This window comes from Streptomyces sp. NPDC086549, from assembly GCF_044746205.1.
GTDB lineage: Bacteria > Actinomycetota > Actinomycetes > Streptomycetales > Streptomycetaceae > Streptomyces.
Genome location: NZ_JBIVBS010000002.1, coordinates 796,796 through 813,151 on the forward strand (window position 1 = coordinate 796,796; position 16,356 = coordinate 813,151).

The window sequence follows — 16,356 nt, forward strand, 5'->3', positions numbered from 1 at the left end:
GGCGTCACAGATAGTCCTCCAGGCGGCCCACCGTCAGGCCCCGGGACTGGGCGCGGCGCAGCAGGCGGGCCGTGCGATCGCAGAGGGTGGGGCCGGGGCCGGTGGGGGCGTCCGGGGCGACCACGATGATGTCGCCCGGGCGCAGGTGTGCGGGGCCGTGGGCGTAGGTGATCTCGTCGGCGGTCATCTCGGCGCGCCAGAGGACCACCGCCGAGACGCCGCAGTCGGCGGCCGCGCGCAGGGTCGTCCTGTCGTACGTGCCGTCGGGCGGACGGAAGAGGCTGGGGCGGCTGCCGAAGCGGGCGTTGAGTTTCTCCTGCTGGCCGCAGATCTCGGCGCGCTGCCCGGCGTACGGCAGCCCGCGCAGCGAGGAGCTGCCGAGGGTGTGGTTCTGGACGCCGGCGCCGGCCGACTGGAGGCGGGCGACGTGTCGGTACCCGGGTCCGGCGACGCTGCCGGTGAGGAACACGCTGACCGGGAGCCGCAGTTCGCGGACCATGTCGGCGAACCGGGCGTCCTCCTCGGCACCGTCGCCGTAGGTGAGGAAGACGACCCGGTCGCGGGTGCGGACGTGGTCGAGGACCGGAGGCAGGGAACGGCTGTCCCGGTGGGAGGCCGAGGGGCGCGCCGAGGGCGTCGGGGCCGGGGCGAGCGGGGACTGAAGGCCCCAGCGGCGGTACGCCTGCTCCGCCTTCCGGCCGTGCGGCCGTACCCCCTGGGCCGCCTTCTTGCCCAGCCGTTCGATGGGGTCGACGGACTGGGCGCAGCCGCTGAGGGGAAGCAGGACGGCCGCGGCGAGCACGGCCGCCGGCAGCGCCCGGCACCGCCGCGGCGCCCTCGGCCGCATCACAGGTAGTCCTCCAGGCGCGCCACCGCGTACCCCTCGCGCGTGACCTTGTCGAGGAAGCGGCGCATGTCGTCGACCATCGTGCCGTCCCAGTCCTCGCGGCCCCGGAAGTGGGTGAGCACGATGTCGCCGGGGTGCAGGCTCTTGTCGTCCTCCCGGTACTCCCAGTGGTCGACGAAGACCTCCTCGTCCCAGATCGGCGCGTACTTGATCCCGCAGGACTTGGCGGCGCGCAGGGTGTCCCCGTTGTAGTTGCCGTAGGGCGGGCGGAAGACGGTCGGAGCCTGGCCGAACCGCTTCTTCATCACCTCCTGCATGCCGCAGATCTCGTCCTTCTGCTCCTCGTAGGACAGGCCGGGCAGGTAGGGGTGGTGCAGGGTGTGGTTGTTGAGGGTCACGCCCTCGGCCTGCATCTTCCTGAAGTACGCGTAGTCGTCCTTGATCAGGTAGTTGCTGAGGAAGGCGGTGTAGGGGACCTTCAGGTCGCTCATCATGCGCAAGAACGCCGGGTCCTTCTCGGCGCCGTCGTCGATGGTGAGGAAGACGACCTTCTGTCTGGTGGGGATCGTGGTGAAGACCGGGGGCAGGTGGTCCTCTACCTGGCCGTCGACCTCGAATCCGGCGCGAGCGGTGATCCTCGGTTTGCGGGCCGGGGGCGCCGGGGGCATCAGGGGCACCCCGGTCAGGCCCCAGTGGACGGCGGCGGCCGCCAGGGCGGCGCGGTCGGCCTTCAGGCGGGTGGCGTAGGAGTCCAGGGCGCGGGCGGGGGGCGCGTGGAGGATCTGCTGGCCGGGAGCCGGCCGTGCACCGCTGTCCGGGCCCGGCCCCGAACAGCCGGAGACACCGGCGGCGACGGCGAGCGCGACGATGCCACCACGGGCACCCGCCCTCTTGAGCACCCCATTGAGCACCCCATCAAGCATCCCATTTTTGTCATTTTGTACGACTGCTCGCATGGTGCCGGATCCTCGCAGGCCCCGGCTCCGAACCGGGGCCGACACCGCCACCGGAGGCGATCCATCCACCGACTGGCCCACAATGACCCGGTGAACGACGCCCCGGTGAACGACCCCCTCCCCTTCCGCTCCCTGCTCACCCCCGAGGGCCACGCCCTCCTCGACGAGGTCCGCGGCACGGCACCCGCCGACGAGCTCGCCGTCGCCACCCGCCTGCGCCGCGAGCACCCCGCCGAGCTGGTGTCGGCGGCCCTCGGCCAGGCCCGGCTCCGGCAGCGGGCGACAGCGAAGTTCGGGGCCGAGGACGCCGAGCGGATGTTCTTCACGCCGAACGGGGTCGAACAGTCCACGCGGACGAGCGTGGCGACGTACCGGGCCGGACGGCTGAAGGGTCTCGGCGTCACCTCCGTCGCCGACCTGTGCTGCGGCATCGGCGGCGACGCGATCGCCCTCGCGCGCGCCGGGATCCGGGTGCTCGCCGTGGACCGGGACCCGCTGACGGTGGAGGTGGCACGGGCGAACGCCGAGGTGCTGGGGCTCGGCGAGCTGATCGAGGTGCGCGAGGCGGACGTCACGGAGGTCGACACGGCCGCGTACGACGCCGTGTTCGTCGACCCGGCCCGGCGGGGCGGGCGTGGGCGCATCTTCGATCCGGAGGCGTACTCGCCGCCGCTGTCGTGGGCGGTGGGCGCGGCGTCGGCGGCTCGGGTGGCCGCGCTGAAGATCGCCCCCGGCATCCCCCACGAGGCGGTCCCGGCCGACGCCGAGGCCGAGTGGATCTCCGACGGCGGGGACGTGAAGGAGGCGGTGCTCTGGTTCGGGACCGGGGTCCGGCCGGGCGCCGTGCGGGCCACGCTGCTGCCGGGGCCGCGGTCCCTGCTGGGGCGGGGGCTTCCGGATCCCGAAGTACGGCCCGTGGGGCGGTACTTGTACGAGCCCGACGGGGCCGTCATCCGGGCGCACCTGGTCGCCGAGGTCGCCGAGTCGCTCGACGGCGGGCTCGTCGACGAGACCATCGCGTACGTCACGGCGGACGAACTGCGGCCGACGCCGTACGCGTCCGCGTACGAGATCACCGACCAACTCCACTTCAGCGTGAAGAAGTTGAAGGCGCTGCTGCGGGAACGGGAGGTCGGCACGCTGACCGTGAAGAAGCGCGGGTCGGCCGTGGAGCCGGAGGAGCTGCGCAGGAAGGTCAAGCCGCAGGGGCCGGGCTCGGCAACGGTGTTCCTCACCCGGGTGGCGGGGGCCCCGACCATGCTGATCGGCGCCCCCGCGCAGTCACCGGCTACTGCCGGTGGAGCGTCCTGAGCGGCTCCAGGTGCGGGTCGGCACCGACCGGCCCGGAAGTGCCCGTGGCGGTGCTCGCGCCGGTACCCGCGGCGGTGCTCGCGGCGAGGGGGCTCACCGGCAGGTCGCCGTTGTAGTACGGCTGGTACGCGAACTGGCCGGCGCCCGCGCTGATCGCGGTGCCCGCCGTGTCCAGTCCGGCGGGCGGGACCGAGGAGTTGCCGCCGAAGGCGATCACGGCCTGGGTGCCCGCGGCCTCGCGCACGAGGTAGCTCTTGACCTCGCTCGGCAGAGTCGCGGGGTCGGTCCACAGGACGGGACCGAAGACGTTCATCGCCGCGGCCGCGGAAACACCGCCCCGCCACGAGGTGTCGCCCGCGAGGGCCACCTGGGAGGGCGCGCTCCACCAGAACTTCGCGAGGGCCACGGACAGGGCCGGGGCCGTCTCGCGCCCGGACTTCATCGCCGTGATCGGGTAGTACGAGAACGTGGACGGCCAGTGCGAGAAGTACGTGTGCGTGAGCGCGTACTTGGCGCTCGAACCCACCGCGATGACCATGGTGTTCTTGGGGTTCAGGCTGTTCAGGTACGACTTCACCGACGACGTCAGCGTGCTGCCGTTGCTGAGGACGACGCTGCCCGCGCTGCTCGTGCCGTCCGCACCGGCGGCGGCCGCCGCCGGGATGGCCGAGGCGTATGTGGTGCCGTCGGCCAGGAACACGTACTTGGGTGTGCTGGTGACCGACTTGGCCACGGCGACCGAGGTCGCGTAGCGGTCCGTGCCCGACAGCCGCTTCGGGGTGAAGCCGAGCGACGTCACCTGGGAGGAGACGGCGCTGCTGAGGACGGACGTGCCGCCGACGAGATAGACGGTGGAGCCGGGCTTGAGAGTCCGCTTCAGCTCCGACTTCACCGCCGAGGACAGCCCGCTCTTCGGGGTGCCGAGCACCGGGCCGTGCTTCTTGCCGGCCAGGGCGGGCGCGGTGAGCGAGTACGCCGTGCTGTCCTGGTTGATCAGCACCGCGGACTTGGCGTTCATCAGGCCCGGCACGCTGCCGCCGACCTTGTTCCAGGTCCAGCGCGAGGAGGCGATGTTGGTGGCGTAGGTGTCGGCGCCCCAGACCCGGCCGGTGACGTTCTTGCGCAGCGGCTGCCAGGCGAGGTCCCACTTGGCGGTGGTGGGCGTGTCGTAGAGGACCTCGGTGGTGCCGCCGGCCAGGTCGAGGACCTGGTTCTGCAGCTCGTTCGAGGTCGTCCTCAGCTCGTACGCCAGCCTGGTGCCGTCGGGCGACCAGGCGGGCCTGCTGATGGAGCCGGTCTCGTCGGGCAGCCACGGAGTCACCGCGCCGGTGGCCACGTCGACCGTGTACAGCTTGCCGTCGAGGGTGTAGGCGACCTTGGTACCGTCCGGGGAGATGGCCGGCGCGTTGGCCTTGCCCGCCACCAGCTGCTTGAAGGTGTTCTTCGCGTCGTCGTACAGCCACACGGCGCCGAAGCGCCGGTCGCCGCTGCAGGTGGTGCCCGAGCGGATGAACGCGAGCTTGCCGTTCACGGCGCCGCTGGGCTGGCTGTCGCAGCCCTCCTGCGCGGTGGCGAACAGGTGTTGCTGGACGCGGCTGCCGTCGGACGGGGCGAAGCGCAGCCGCCCGCTGAGCGTGAAGACGACATCGTTGCCGCCCCAGAGGAAGGTCGGGTCCTCGGCGAGGATCGAGTTGGTCGTGTCGACCGGGAGCTCCACGGGGCCCTTGAAGTCGTGCCCGACGACGTTGACGCGTCCGGTCGACTGGTTGACGTAGGCCATACGGCTGCCGTCGGGCGACCAGGCAGGCTTCATGGCGTTCGCGAGCCGGGCCACGGGCGCGGTGCCGTCCTCGTACAGCTGCGAGACGGAGCCGTCCATGTCCGCGGTGAGGATGCCGTCGGTCGCGGTCCAGCCGGTGTCGGCCGAGGCGCCCGGGGCCAGCGCGGCCACGGTGCCGGCGGTCAGGGCCGCGGTGGCGCCGAGCGCGACGAGCCGGCGGCGTGCGGAAGATCTGGAAGAGCGCACGATGCGTTGTACCCCCCACAGGTATCGGTGGTGCTGCCCCGCCCGCGGAAGGTGTCACGCCGGTCGCGTGGCAGCCGCGCAACTGTAAACCGTCAGTGACCAGGAAGGGAATGCAGTTTCGCGTTCAACAGCTGGCGCTCGCGCTCGTTGCGTGTCAGCTCGGACGCGCGGACGAACTCCTCGCGGGCCTCCGCGGTGCGCCCGAGCCGCGCCAGCAGGTCGCCGCGCACGCTGGGCAGCAGGTGGTAGTCGCGGAGGGAGGGTTCGGCGATCAGGGCGTCGACCAGCTTCAGCCCCTCGGCCGGGCCCTCGGCCATCGACACGGCGACGGCGCGGTTCAGCTCCACGACCGGGGACGGGGCGCGGGCCGCGAGCAGACCGTACAGGGTGGCGATGGTCCGCCAGTCGGTCTCCTCGTAGGTGTACGCGTGCGCGTGGCAGGCGGCGATGGCGGCCTGGAGGGCGTAGGGGCCGGGGGCGCCGGTGGCGTCGGCGCGGCCGAGGGCCCGGATGCCGCGGGCGATGAGCATGCGGTTCCAGCGGCGGCGGTTCTGGTCCTTCAGCAGCACCGGGGTGCCGTCGGGGCCGGTGCGGGCGGCGGTGCGGGAGGCCTGGAACTCCAGGAGCGAGGTCAGGGCGTGCACCTCGGGCTCCTTGGGCATCAGGGCGGAGAGCACACGGGCAAGCCGGAGGGCGTCCTCGCACAGCCCGGGGCGCAGCAGGTCGTCCCCGGCGGTGGCCGCGTATCCCTCGTTGAAGATCAGGTAGATGACGTCGAGGACGGAGCCGAGACGGGCCTCGCGGTCGGGGCCGTACGGCACCTCGAAGGCGACGTTCCGCGTCGCGAGCGTGCGCTTGGCCCGGACGATGCGCTGGGCGATCGTCGGCTCGGGGACGAGGAACGCGCGGGCGATCTCGGCCGTGCTCAGACCGCCCAGCAGGCGCAGGGTCAGGGCGGTGCGCGCCTCGGGGGACAGCACCGGGTGGCAGGCGGTGAAGACCAGGCGGAGCAGGTCGTCGTCGATGTCCTCCGGGTCGGCGGGCTCCTCCGGAGGGGCCGTGGTCTCCAGGTCGCGGCCGATCTCCGCGAGCTTGCGAGCGTAGTTCTCCCGGCGGCGGACCAGGTCGACGGCGCGGTGCCGGGCGGCGGCCATGAGCCAGGCACCGGGGTGCCGTCCCTGGGCCACCGCTCCAGCGCCGCGACCAGGGCGTCCTGCGCGAGTTCCTCCGCGATGCCGACGTCCCGGACGATGCGGGTCACCCCGGCGATGATCCGCGGGGACTCCAGGCGGAAGACGGTCTCGATCGCGTGCTCGGCACTGGACCGGTCGCTGGACCGGTCGTTGCACTGCTCGGTGGACCGGTCGCCGGGCTGCTCGCTGGACCGGTCACTGGGCTGCTCGGTGGGCTGCTGTTCCACAGCCCACCATGCAACACCCTCGCCGGGCACAGGCCAAGGAACGCTCAGCCCCCGGCGATCTCCCGCACCTCGCAGGTCACCGTCCAGAACTCCTCGTGCACCTTCAGGAACCGCTTGGTCCACTCCAGCGCCTCGGCCATGTCCTTGCACTGCATGATCGCGTAGCCGCCGACGACCTCCTTGGACTCGGTGAACGGCCCGTCGGTGACGGAGATCCTGCCGCCCTCCCAGCGCACCCGGGTGCCCTGGGCGGAAGGGGTCAGCCCGGCGGTGTCGAGCATCACGCCGGCCTTGGTGACCTCCTCGATCAGCTCGCCCATCCGCTGCATCAGCTCGGGGCTGGGCTCCGCCGGGGCGGAGGACTCGTCGATCTGCACGAGCGACAGATAGCGGGGCATGGTGACTCCTTCGGTCCGGAGGGCGGAGTCTCTCCCCGCCTCTCACCCATGCGTCGAACGGGAGACACCCGGATCGACACGCTCCCCGGAATTCTTCGGAGATTTTTTCCGGGAGCCCGCCGGACCCGTCAGCGCAGCGACTCCCACAGCCTGCTCGCCGCCGGTTCCTTCGCCACCACTCGGTTGGGGTCGGACGGTGCCGTCACCACCGGCATCATCACCGTCTTCACATGGTCCGAGGACAGGCTCTTCAGGCTCTGGCCGAGGCGCATGAGTCCGGTCAGCGAGTCGAGGCCCGTGTCCGTCGTGAGGCTGCCGGTGACGGCGTCGGCGACGCTGTAGAGCCTGGTGGGGTCGGTGAGCAGGTCCGTGGACGCCATCTGTTCCAGCAAGGCCTTCACCAGCTTCTGCTGGAGTCCTATGCGGCCGAGGTCGCTGCCGTCGCCTATGCCGTGCCGGGTGCGGGCGAGGGCCAGGGCCTGCTTGCCGTCGAGATGGTGGGTGCCCGCCTTGAGGTGCAGGTGGCTCTTGTCGTCGTCGATGTCCTGCTCGGTGGTGACGGTGACCCCGCCGAGAGCGTTCACCAGCTTCGCGAAGCCCGCGAAGTCGATCTCGATGTAGTGGTCCATGCGGACGTTCGTGATCGACTCGACCGTCTTCACCGCGCAGACCGGCCCGCCCACCGAATAGGCGCTGTTGAACATCGCGCCGTACGCCACCGCCGTCGAGCCCCCGGAGGAGAGCGGGCAGGACGGACGGGTGACGAGCGTGTCGCGCGGAATGCTGACGACCGTGGCCTTGGTGCGGCCCGCGTCGATGTGCACCACCATCGCCGTGTCGGAGCGGGCCCCGGAGCTGTTGCCGCCGCCGAGCTGTTTGTTCGCCTTGCCGCTGCGCGAGTCCGAGCCCAGGACCAGGATGTTGAGGGCCTCGGTCGGCAGCGGGGACGCGGAGGCGGAGACAGAGGCGGAGGCGGACGGTGTGGCCACCGCTTTCGCCGGGCGGTCGTCGCCGAGCGCGTTGTCGATGTCGACGCTCTTGATGTTGTTGTCGAGGTGCCAGTAGGCCCAGCCCGCGGCCGCGACGGCCAGCACCAGTGCCCCCGCCAGGGTGAGACCGGCGGCCTTCAGCACTCTCGACCGCCGGCCCATCCGCCGGCCCATCCGTCTGTCCTCGTCGCCGTTCTCGTCGTGTACGGTCACGGCAGGAACGTAAGTCCGAATTATTAGGGGACTGTTAGCGAACGGATCGAGAGACGGTTTTCTTCGGAAAATCTCACGTTTCTCAGCCCAGTGTCACCACGGGCACCGGATTGCTCCCGCTCCAGGACGCGTTGAACCCGAAGGTCACCGATCCGCCGTCCGGGACCGACCCGTTGTAGGAGGCGTTCACACACGTCACCGCCGCCCCCGACTGGGTGCAGCCGGCGTTCCAGGCCTGGGTGATCTGCTGGCCCGCCCCGTACGTCCAGGTCGCCTTCCAGGACGAGAGCGAGGCACCGGAGCAGGCGATGCCCACCTGGCCGGTGAAGCCGGTGTTCCACTGGCTGACCACGCTGTACGTCGCCGTGCAGGCGCCGGTCGGGGGCGGTGCGGTCGTGCCGCCGAGGGCTTCCGCGATGCCGTAGTAGGCCGGTTTCGGCGCGTAGCTCTCGTCGTACGGAGTCGCCGCCCCGTACCCCGGGAACGTGCCCGGCACCCAGGAGTCGGAGTCGGTGAAGCCCCACACGGTGACATTGACGCAGCGGGTCACGGCCACGCAGGCGGCCACCACCGACTTGAAGTCGGCGGCCTGCTGGGCGAGCTTCGTGCTGTCCGCGGGCAGGGCCATGCGAACGTCCAGTTCGGTGATCGCCACGTCGACGCCGAGGTCGGCGAAGCGCTGGATGTTCTGCTGGAGCGTGGACGGGACCTGGCCGAGGATCAGATGTGCCTGCAGGCCCACACCGTCGATCGGGACGCCCTGCTGCTTGAGGGACTTGACCAGGTTGTACAAGGCGGTGCTCTTCGCGTTCACGCCCTCGACGTTGTAGTCGTTGATGTACAGCTTGGCGTTCGGGTCGGCCGCGTGCGCCCAGGTCAGGGCGTTGGCGATATAGCCGGAGCCGAGGCCGTTGTACCAGAGGGTCGAGCGGTAGGTGCCGTCCTCGTTGAAGGGCTCGTTGACCACGTCCCAGGCGGCGATCTTGCCCTTGTAGCGGGTCACCTCGGTGCTGATGTGGTTCTGGAGCAGGCTGCTGAGCTGGGCCGACGTCCAGCTGCCGTTGGTCAGCCAGCTCGGGTTCTGGCTGTGCCAGACCAGGGTGTGGCCGCGCACCTGCTGGTTGTGGGCCTGGGCGAAGGCGACGATCTGGTCCGCCTCGGTCCAGTCGAAGGAGCCCTGGGTCGGCTCGACCGTGCCCCACTTCATGGCGTTGCCGGGGGTGAGCGAGCTGAACTGCGCCCCGGCCAGGTCGCCGTAGGTGCCGGTGAGCTTGGAGCCGGTGACCGCCGTGCCGATGACCTTGCCCTTGGCGGCCCCGAGGTCGCGCAGCGGGGTGTCGGCGGCGTGGGCGGCGGGGGCCGCGACCAGCAGGGCGCCGAGCGCCGCGAAGCCGGCCAGCAACGACCCCGGTGACAAGCCTGTTCTCAGAGATCTCATCGCGGGTACCTCCGAAAGTTTCGGTCGTACAACCGATTGGCTTCGGAGGAGTGTGGGGGCGCTCGCACCACTCGTCAATACGTCAACTTCCGGCCACCCGCGTCACCGCGGAGGCGCCGCCGTACTGCTGCGCACCACCAGACTGGTCGCCAGCTCCACCCGGGTGGCCGTCGGCGCCTCCTCGGACCGCCCGAGCTCCAGCAGCAGCCGGGCCGCCGCCTCGGCCATCTCCGTCAGCGGCTGCCGTACGGTCGTCAGCGGCGGCCCCACCCAGCGGGCCACCGGAAGGTCGTCGAACCCGACCACGCTGAGGTCCTCGGGGACACGCAGCCCCAGCTCACGTGCGGCCTCGTACAGGCCGAGCGCCTGGAGGTCGTTGCCGGCGAAGACGGCGGTGGGGCGGTCGGGAAGGCCGAGGAGTTCGCGGCCGAGGCGGTAGCCGGCCTCGTGGTGGAAGTCGCCGGTCCTGATCAGCTCGGGATCGGCCGGCACTCCGGCGGTCTCCAGGGCCGCGCGGTAGCCGTCGACGCGGGCGCGGCTGCACATCATGTGCGGGGGGCCGGTGATGGCGCCGATCCGCCGGTGCCCCAGCTCGACCAGGTGCCGGGTGGCGGCGAGTCCGCCCTGCCAGTTCGTCGCGCCGATGAACGGCACGTCGGCGCCCGGGTCGCCGGCCGGGTCCATCACCACGAACGGGATGGATCTGCTGGTCAGCAGCGCGCGCTGGGACTCGTCGAGCCCGGACAGGACCAGGATCACGCCGTGCGGGCGGCGGGCGGCGACCTGGTCGGCCCAGGTCCGGCCGGGGGTGAGCCGCCCGGCGGACTCGGACAGCACGACGCTCAGGCCCGCGTCCCGGGCCACGTTCTCCACTCCCCGGATGACCTCCATCGCCCAGGCGCTCTCCAGCTCGTGGAAGACCAGGTCGATCAGGGGCGAGCGGGAAGCCTCGGCCCGGCGGCGCCGGTAGCCGTAGGCGCGCAGCAGTTCCTCGACACGCGTGCGGGTCGCGGGGGCGACGTCGGCGCGGCCGTTGAGGACCTTCGAAACAGTCGGAGCGGACACGCCGGCCTCGCGGGCGATTTCGGCGAGCGTCGCCGTCTGCGTTTCTGCGGGCTTCCCTGGCTTCATGCCCGCGATCGTAACCCTGCGCGCCCCCTTGACGAAGCCCCTGCATGGCCCTACGTTCCCGGAACATTCGAAGCAGTGATCGAAACATTCGTACGAGAGGTGCTGTCATGGAGTCCCAGACGTCCAACGGCGGGCGTACGTTCAGCAGGCGCTGGGCGCTCGGCGCCGGTGCCACCACTCTGCTCACCGCCGGACTCTCCGCCTGCGGCTCCTCCGGCGGATCCGGCGGCGGCACGCTCACCGCCTTCGTCTATGGCGACGACGCGGTGAAGGTGCAGGTCAAGGCAGTCGACCGGTTCAACGCGTCGGCAGCCGCGAAGAAGACCAAGGGCAAGGTCAAGCTGCAGAAGGTGCCCGGCTCGGACTACCCGGCCAAGCTGCGCACGGCGATGGGCTCACCCAACGCGCCCGACGTGTTCTTCAACTGGGGCGGCGGCTCGATCAAGGCGTACAAGGAAGCGGACCAGCTGGTCGACCTCACCGACACGATCAAGTCCGACCCGGTCCTCAAGGACGGCTTCCTGCCCTCGGTCCTCGCGGCGGGCGGCCTGAGCGGCCACAACTACGGCATACCCATGCGCGGCATGCAGCCGGTGATCCTCTTCTACAACAAGTCCGTCTTCGCCGAGCACAAGCTCCAGCCGCCCACCACCTTCGACCAGTTGCTGGACATCAACGGCAGGCTGAAGAAGGCCGGCATCACCCCCTTCGCCCTCGGCGGCGCCGACATCTGGCCCGAGCTGATGTGGCTGGAGTACCTGACCGACCGCATCGGCGGCCCCGAGGTCTTCGACAGGATCAAGAACGGTGACTCCTCCGGCTGGGGCGACCCGGCGGTGCTGAAGGCCGCCGAGACCGTCAGGCAGCTCATCGACGACGGCGCCTTCGGCAAGGGCTTCAGCTCGGTGTCGTACGTCAACGGCGGCGCGCCCGCGGTCTTCGCCAAGGGCAGGGCGGCGATGCACCTGATGGGCTCGTGGGAGTACTCGACGCAGCTCGGCAAGTTCCCGGACTTCGCGAAGAAGAACCTGGGCTGGTGCGCCTTCCCGAAGGTCGAGGACGGCGCCGGAGACATCCGCAACGTCGTCGGCAACCCCACCAACTACTGGTCCGTGAACGCCCGTACGTCCAACAAGGACGCGGCGATCGCGTTCCTGCGCGCCTGCGCGTCGGAGGCCTACGCCAAGGACCTGGTGGCCAACGGCGACATCCCCACCACATCCAACGCGGAGAAGCTGCTCGACGCCTCCCCGAACCCCGAGTTCGCCAAGTTCCAGTACCAGATGGTGCAGCAGGCCCCGGCCTTCACGCTGAGCTGGGACCAGGCCGTGGACCCGGACGTCTCGACGCCGATGCTCACCGAGATCAACAAGCTGTTCGTGGGGAAGTCCTCGCCGAGCCGGTTCGTGTCGGCGCTCCAGGGGCTGAAGTGAGCACCAGTACCGCCACGAAGGCCGGACGCCCGCATGCCGCGTGGGCCCTCCCGGGCGTCCTGTTCTTCGCCTTCTTCGCCGTCGCCCCGATGGCCCTGGCCCTCTACCTGTCCTTCACCAGGTGGAACGGCCTGGGCGACCCGAAACCGGTGGGCCTCGCCAACTGGCGGAAACTGCTGGACGACGACCGCCTCACCCAGTCCCTCACGGTCACCGTCCTGCTCACCCTGGCGAGCTGGGCCTTCCAGACGGTCGTCTCCCTGCTGCTCGGCGTCTGGGCGGCCGGCCGCCAGCGCAACCGCGCGATCCTCTCCGCGGTCTTCTTCGTCCCGTTCCTGCTGTCCTCGACGGCGATCTCGCTGCTCTTCTACGCCCTGCTCGACCCGAACTTCGGCATCATCCAGAAGGACACTCTCGGCTCGACCAGCGGCGCCTTCCTCGCGATCGTCTTCGTCGGCGGCTGGCAGTTCATCCCCTTCCACACCCTGATCTACCAGGGCGGGGCACGGCAGATCCCCGACGTCCTGTACCAGGCGGCCGCGATCGACGGCGCCGGCCGCTACCGCCAGTTCTTCTCGATCACGCTCCCCCAGCTCCGCAACACGGCGACGACGTCGAGCGTGCTGATGATCGTCGGCTCGCTGACCTACTTCGAGACCGTCCTGATCCTCACCCAGGGCGGCCCCGGCACCGACACGGCGATCCTGCCGTACCTGATGTACGAGGCGGGCTTCAAGAGCTACGACTTCGGCTATGCCAGCGCCATCGCCTCCTTCCTGGTCGTGGCGGCCACGGCGCTCTCCCTGGTCATGGTGAGGCTCACCGGTTTCGGCGCGATGCGCAGCACACGGGAAGGACTGTGACGGAGTGTCACACGATACGTTGCCGCGTCCCGTGAAGACCGGCGAGCCGCCCGCGAGGCCGGCCGCCGAGCGCCGCCGCAGGCACTGGAGCCGGCGCGCCAATCCGCTGGCCGGCCTGGGCGCGGTGCTCTGGCTGGCGGTGGTGATCGTCCCGGTCTACGCGATGATCTCGGCCTCGCTCACCCGCCAGGACGAGGCGCTGGGCAACAACGCCCTGAAGCCGCCCGCCGACCCGACCCTGGACAACTACAACACCGTCCTGCACAACGGCTTCGGCCACTTCCTGGCGAACACGGCGATCGTGGCGGCGGCGGTCGTGGCGATCGTGCTGGTCCTCTGCGTCCCGCTCGCCTACGTGGCCGTACGCACCCGGAACACCTGGTCGGGAGCGGCCTTCCGCCTGTTCCTGCTGGGCGTGGCCATCCCGGCCCAGGCGGTGGTGGTCCCCCTGTATCTGATGATCGCGAAGCTGAACCTCTACGACAGCCTCCTCGCGGTCGTCCTGCCGACCGCGGCCTTCGCGATGCCGGTCTCGGTGCTGATCCTCACCGGCACGCTGCGGGACATCTCCGAGGAGCTGTACGAGGCGATGGCGCTGGACGGCGCCTCGCCCACCCGCATGCTGTTCCAGCTGGTCGTCCCCCTGGCCAAGGGCGGCATCAGCACGGTCGTCGTCTACTCCGCCCTCCAGGCCTGGAACGGCTTCCTCTTCCCGCTGATCTTCACCCAGTCCGACGGCCCGCGCGTGCTGACCCTGGGCCTGTTCAACTACGTGAGCCAGTTCGGTGTGAACATCCCCGCCCTGCTCGCCTCGGTCGTCCTGTCCGGCATCCCGATCTTCGCCGTGTACCTGGTGGCCCGCCGCGCGCTGGTGGGCGGCCTGATGGGCGTGGGCGGCAAGTGATCCCTCCACCGCCCCACCGACTTCCTGAAACTCACCGACCTCCGACAGGAGTTTCATGACCACCGCTCCCTGGCGCGACCCCGCCCTGCCCGCCGCCGCCCGTGTCGACGACCTGCTCTCCCGGATGACCCTGGAGGAGAAGACAGCACAGCTGTACGGCGTGTGGGTGGGCGCCGCCACGGACGGCGACGGGGTCGCCCCGCTCCAGCGCGAGATGACCGCCGGCTCCACCGACGACGACTGGGCCGAGCTGATCGCCCTCGGCCTCGGCCAGCTCACCCGCTCCTTCGGCACGGCCCCCGTGGACCCGGCGTTGGGCGCGCGGGCACTGGCCCGCGCCCAACGGCGTATCGCGGAAGCGGGCCGCTTCGGCATCCCTGCGGTCGCCCACGAGGAGTGCCTGGCGGGTTTCACGGCCTGGCGCGCGACGGCGTACCCCGTTCCGCTCGCCTGGGGAGCGACCTTCGACCCGTCCCTGGTCGAGGCGATGGCCCGCCGCATCGGCGACGACCTGCGCTCGGTCGGCGTCCACCAGGGCCTCGCCCCCGTGCTGGACGTGGTCCGCGACCCGCGCTGGGGCCGGGTGGAGGAGACGATCGGCGAGGACCCGTACCTGGTCGGCACGATCGGCACGGCGTACGTACGGGGTCTGGAGTCGGCCGGGGTCATCGCGACGCTGAAGCACTTCGCGGGGTACGCGTCCTCGGCGGGGGCACGGAATCTGGCACCGGTACGGGCGGGGGTACGGGAGTTCGCGGACGTCACGCTGCCCCCGTTCGAGATGGCACTGCGCGAGGGCGGCGCCCGCTCGGTGATGGCGGCGTACAACGAGACGGACGGCGTCCCCGCCTCCGCGGACCCGCGCCTGCTGACCGAACTCCTGCGGGCGGAGTGGGGATTCACGGGCACGGTGGTCGCCGACTACTTCGGTATCGGCTTCCTGGAGACGCTGCACCGGGTGGCCGGCAGCCCGGCCGAGGCGGCGCACCGGGCGCTGGAGGCGGGCATCGACGTCGAGCTGCCGACGCTGAAGTGCTATGGAAAGCCGCTGGTGGCGGCCGTACGCGCGGGAACGGTCCCGGAGTCGCTGGTGGACCGGGCGGCCCGCCGGGTACTCCTGCAGAAGTGCGAGCTCGGCCTGCTGGACGAGACCTGGCAGCCGGAGCCGGACGGCCCCGTCGACCTGGACTCGGCGGCGAACCGCGCCCTGGCCCGCCGGCTGGCGGAGGAGTCCGTGGTCCTCCTGGACAACCCGGACAGCCTGCTGCCACTGGCCCCCGACAGCCGTGTCGCGGTGGTCGGCCCGCGGGCGGCGGACGCCCTCGCGATGCTGGGCTGCTACTCCTTCCCGTCCCATGTCCTCACGCACCACCCCGAGGTACCGACGGGAGTGGACATCCCCACGGTCCTCGACTCCCTGCGCGCCGAACTCCCGGACGCCAAGGTGACGTTCGCGGAGGGCTGCGGGGTGTCCGACCCGGACCCGTCCGGCTTCGAGGAGGCGGTGGCACGGGCGTCGGAGGCGGACGTGTGCGTCGCGGTCCTGGGCGACCGGGCCGGGCTGTTCGGGCGGGGCACGTCGGGCGAGGGCTGCGATGTGGCCGACCTGCGACTCCCCGGCGTACAGGGCGACTTGCTGGACGCGCTGGTCGGTGCAGGGGTCCCCGTCGTCCTGGTGCTGCTGACCGGCCGCCCCTACGCGCTGGGCCGCTGGGAGGGCCGGCTGGGAGCGGTGGTCCAGGCGTTCTTCCCGGGCGAGGAGGGCGGGCCCGCAGTGGCGGGCGTGCTGTCGGGGAGCGTGAACCCCTCGGGGAGGATGCCGGTGAGCGTGCCGCGCGTCCCCGGGGGCCAGCCGTGGACGTACCTCCAGCCGCCGCTCGGCCTGGCGGGCGAGGCCAGCAACCTGGACCCGACCCCGCTGTACGCCTTCGGTCACGGCCGCTCGTACACGACGTTCGCCTGGGAGGACTTCGAGGGCACGGCCCCGGCGATCGGCACGGACGGCTCGTACGACCTCTCGCTGACGGTCCGCAACACCGGCGACCGCGAGGGCGCGGAGGTGGTCCAGCTGTACCTGCACGACCCGGTGGCGTCGGTGACCCGCCCCGACGTACGCCTGATCGGCTACCACCGGCTGGAACTGGCCCCCGGCGAGTCCCGCCGGGTGACCTTCCGCTTCCACGCGGACCTGTCGGCCTTCACCGACCGCTCGGGCGCGCGGGTGGTCGAACCGGGCGCGCTGGAGCTGCGGTTGGCGGCGTCCAGCGCGGACGTACGGCACACGGCACACCTGACGCTCACGGGCCCGGTGCGGGTCCTCGGGCCCGGCAGGCGGCTGCGGTGCGAGACACGGGAGCGCGACCGACGGACCGACCGGGGACGCTAGGGCCTGTCCGGCGGATCAGGTCGCAGGAAAGCAGCGGCGCC

At 71.3% G+C, this 16,356-nt stretch carries 12 protein-coding genes and 1 pseudogene; 5 read left to right on the forward strand and 8 right to left on the reverse strand.

Going from position 1 to position 16,356, the window contains the following annotated elements:
• Window positions 1–4: 4 nt before the first annotated feature.
• Both ACIPSA_RS10280 and ACIPSA_RS10285 read right to left on the reverse strand, forming a co-directional pair.
• Entirely contained in the window at window positions 5–847 is an 843-nt protein-coding gene (locus ACIPSA_RS10280) for a polysaccharide deacetylase family protein (protein WP_402631363.1), read from the reverse strand.
• On the reverse strand, window positions 847–1,803 hold the full coding sequence (locus ACIPSA_RS10285; protein ID WP_402631366.1) for a polysaccharide deacetylase family protein: 957 nt from the start codon (window positions 1,801–1,803) through the stop codon (window positions 847–849). The genes ACIPSA_RS10280 and ACIPSA_RS10285 overlap by 1 nt, the downstream gene beginning before the upstream one ends.
• On the opposite strand from ACIPSA_RS10285, the gene ACIPSA_RS10290 reads away from it, so the two are divergent.
• The gene (locus ACIPSA_RS10290) at window positions 1,786–3,114 is read left to right on the forward strand and encodes a methyltransferase domain-containing protein (protein WP_402631369.1); all 1,329 of its coding nucleotides are present in this window, start codon (window positions 1,786–1,788) and stop codon (window positions 3,112–3,114) included. The two genes, ACIPSA_RS10285 and ACIPSA_RS10290, sit on opposite strands and share 18 nt — an antisense overlap.
• On the opposite strand, the gene ACIPSA_RS10295 is transcribed toward ACIPSA_RS10290, so the two are convergent.
• The 6 genes and pseudogenes from ACIPSA_RS10295 to ACIPSA_RS10320 all read right to left on the reverse strand — a co-directional run bounded on the left by ACIPSA_RS10295 (window position 3,092) and on the right by ACIPSA_RS10320 (window position 10,729).
• Window positions 3,092–5,140: a cell wall-binding repeat-containing protein gene (locus ACIPSA_RS10295; protein WP_402631372.1), complete on the reverse strand. Its 2,049-nt coding sequence runs from the start codon at window positions 5,138–5,140 to the stop codon at window positions 3,092–3,094. The genes ACIPSA_RS10290 and ACIPSA_RS10295 overlap by 23 nt on opposite strands.
• Window positions 5,141–5,232: 92 nt before the next feature.
• Window positions 5,233–6,446, reverse strand: a pseudogene (locus ACIPSA_RS10300) (RNA polymerase sigma factor).
• 158 nt (window positions 6,447–6,604) lie between these two features.
• Window positions 6,605–6,958, reverse strand: coding sequence for a YciI family protein (locus ACIPSA_RS10305; RefSeq protein WP_402631375.1), 354 nt, complete (start codon window positions 6,956–6,958; stop codon window positions 6,605–6,607).
• A gap of 128 nt (window positions 6,959–7,086) precedes the next feature.
• Window positions 7,087–8,109 carry an LCP family protein gene (locus ACIPSA_RS10310; protein ID WP_402631751.1) on the reverse strand — a complete coding sequence of 341 codons (1,023 nt, stop codon included), beginning with the start codon at window positions 8,107–8,109 and terminating at the stop codon, window positions 7,087–7,089.
• 133 nt (window positions 8,110–8,242) lie between these two features.
• A complete protein-coding gene (locus ACIPSA_RS10315; protein ID WP_402631377.1) occupies window positions 8,243–9,598 on the reverse strand; it encodes an endo-1,4-beta-xylanase in 1,356 nt (451 codons plus the stop codon).
• Between the two features lie 102 nt (window positions 9,599–9,700).
• Complete coding sequence (locus tag ACIPSA_RS10320) at window positions 9,701–10,729, reverse strand: LacI family DNA-binding transcriptional regulator (protein ID WP_402631380.1); 1,029 nt, start codon at window positions 10,727–10,729, stop codon at window positions 9,701–9,703.
• A 107-nt stretch (window positions 10,730–10,836) separates the two neighbouring features.
• Between ACIPSA_RS10320 and ACIPSA_RS10325 the strand changes: the two genes are divergently transcribed.
• From ACIPSA_RS10325 to ACIPSA_RS10340, 4 genes are read left to right on the forward strand one after another with little or no spacing between them, the layout of a single operon-like run.
• On the forward strand, window positions 10,837–12,162 hold the full coding sequence (locus tag ACIPSA_RS10325) for an ABC transporter substrate-binding protein (RefSeq protein ID WP_402631383.1): 1,326 nt from the start codon (window positions 10,837–10,839) through the stop codon (window positions 12,160–12,162).
• Window positions 12,159–13,025, forward strand: a complete 867-nt coding sequence (locus tag ACIPSA_RS10330) for a carbohydrate ABC transporter permease (RefSeq protein WP_402631385.1) — start codon at window positions 12,159–12,161, stop codon at window positions 13,023–13,025. Before ACIPSA_RS10325 ends, ACIPSA_RS10330 begins: the two co-directional genes overlap by 4 nt.
• A 4-nt stretch (window positions 13,026–13,029) precedes the next feature.
• Window positions 13,030–13,929, forward strand: a complete 900-nt coding sequence (locus ACIPSA_RS10335) for a carbohydrate ABC transporter permease (RefSeq protein WP_402631388.1) — start codon at window positions 13,030–13,032, stop codon at window positions 13,927–13,929.
• 55 nt (window positions 13,930–13,984) lie between these two features.
• Window positions 13,985–16,315, forward strand: coding sequence for a glycoside hydrolase family 3 N-terminal domain-containing protein (locus ACIPSA_RS10340; RefSeq protein ID WP_402631391.1), 2,331 nt, complete (start codon window positions 13,985–13,987; stop codon window positions 16,313–16,315).
• The last annotated feature ends 41 nt before the right edge of the window (window positions 16,316–16,356 follow it).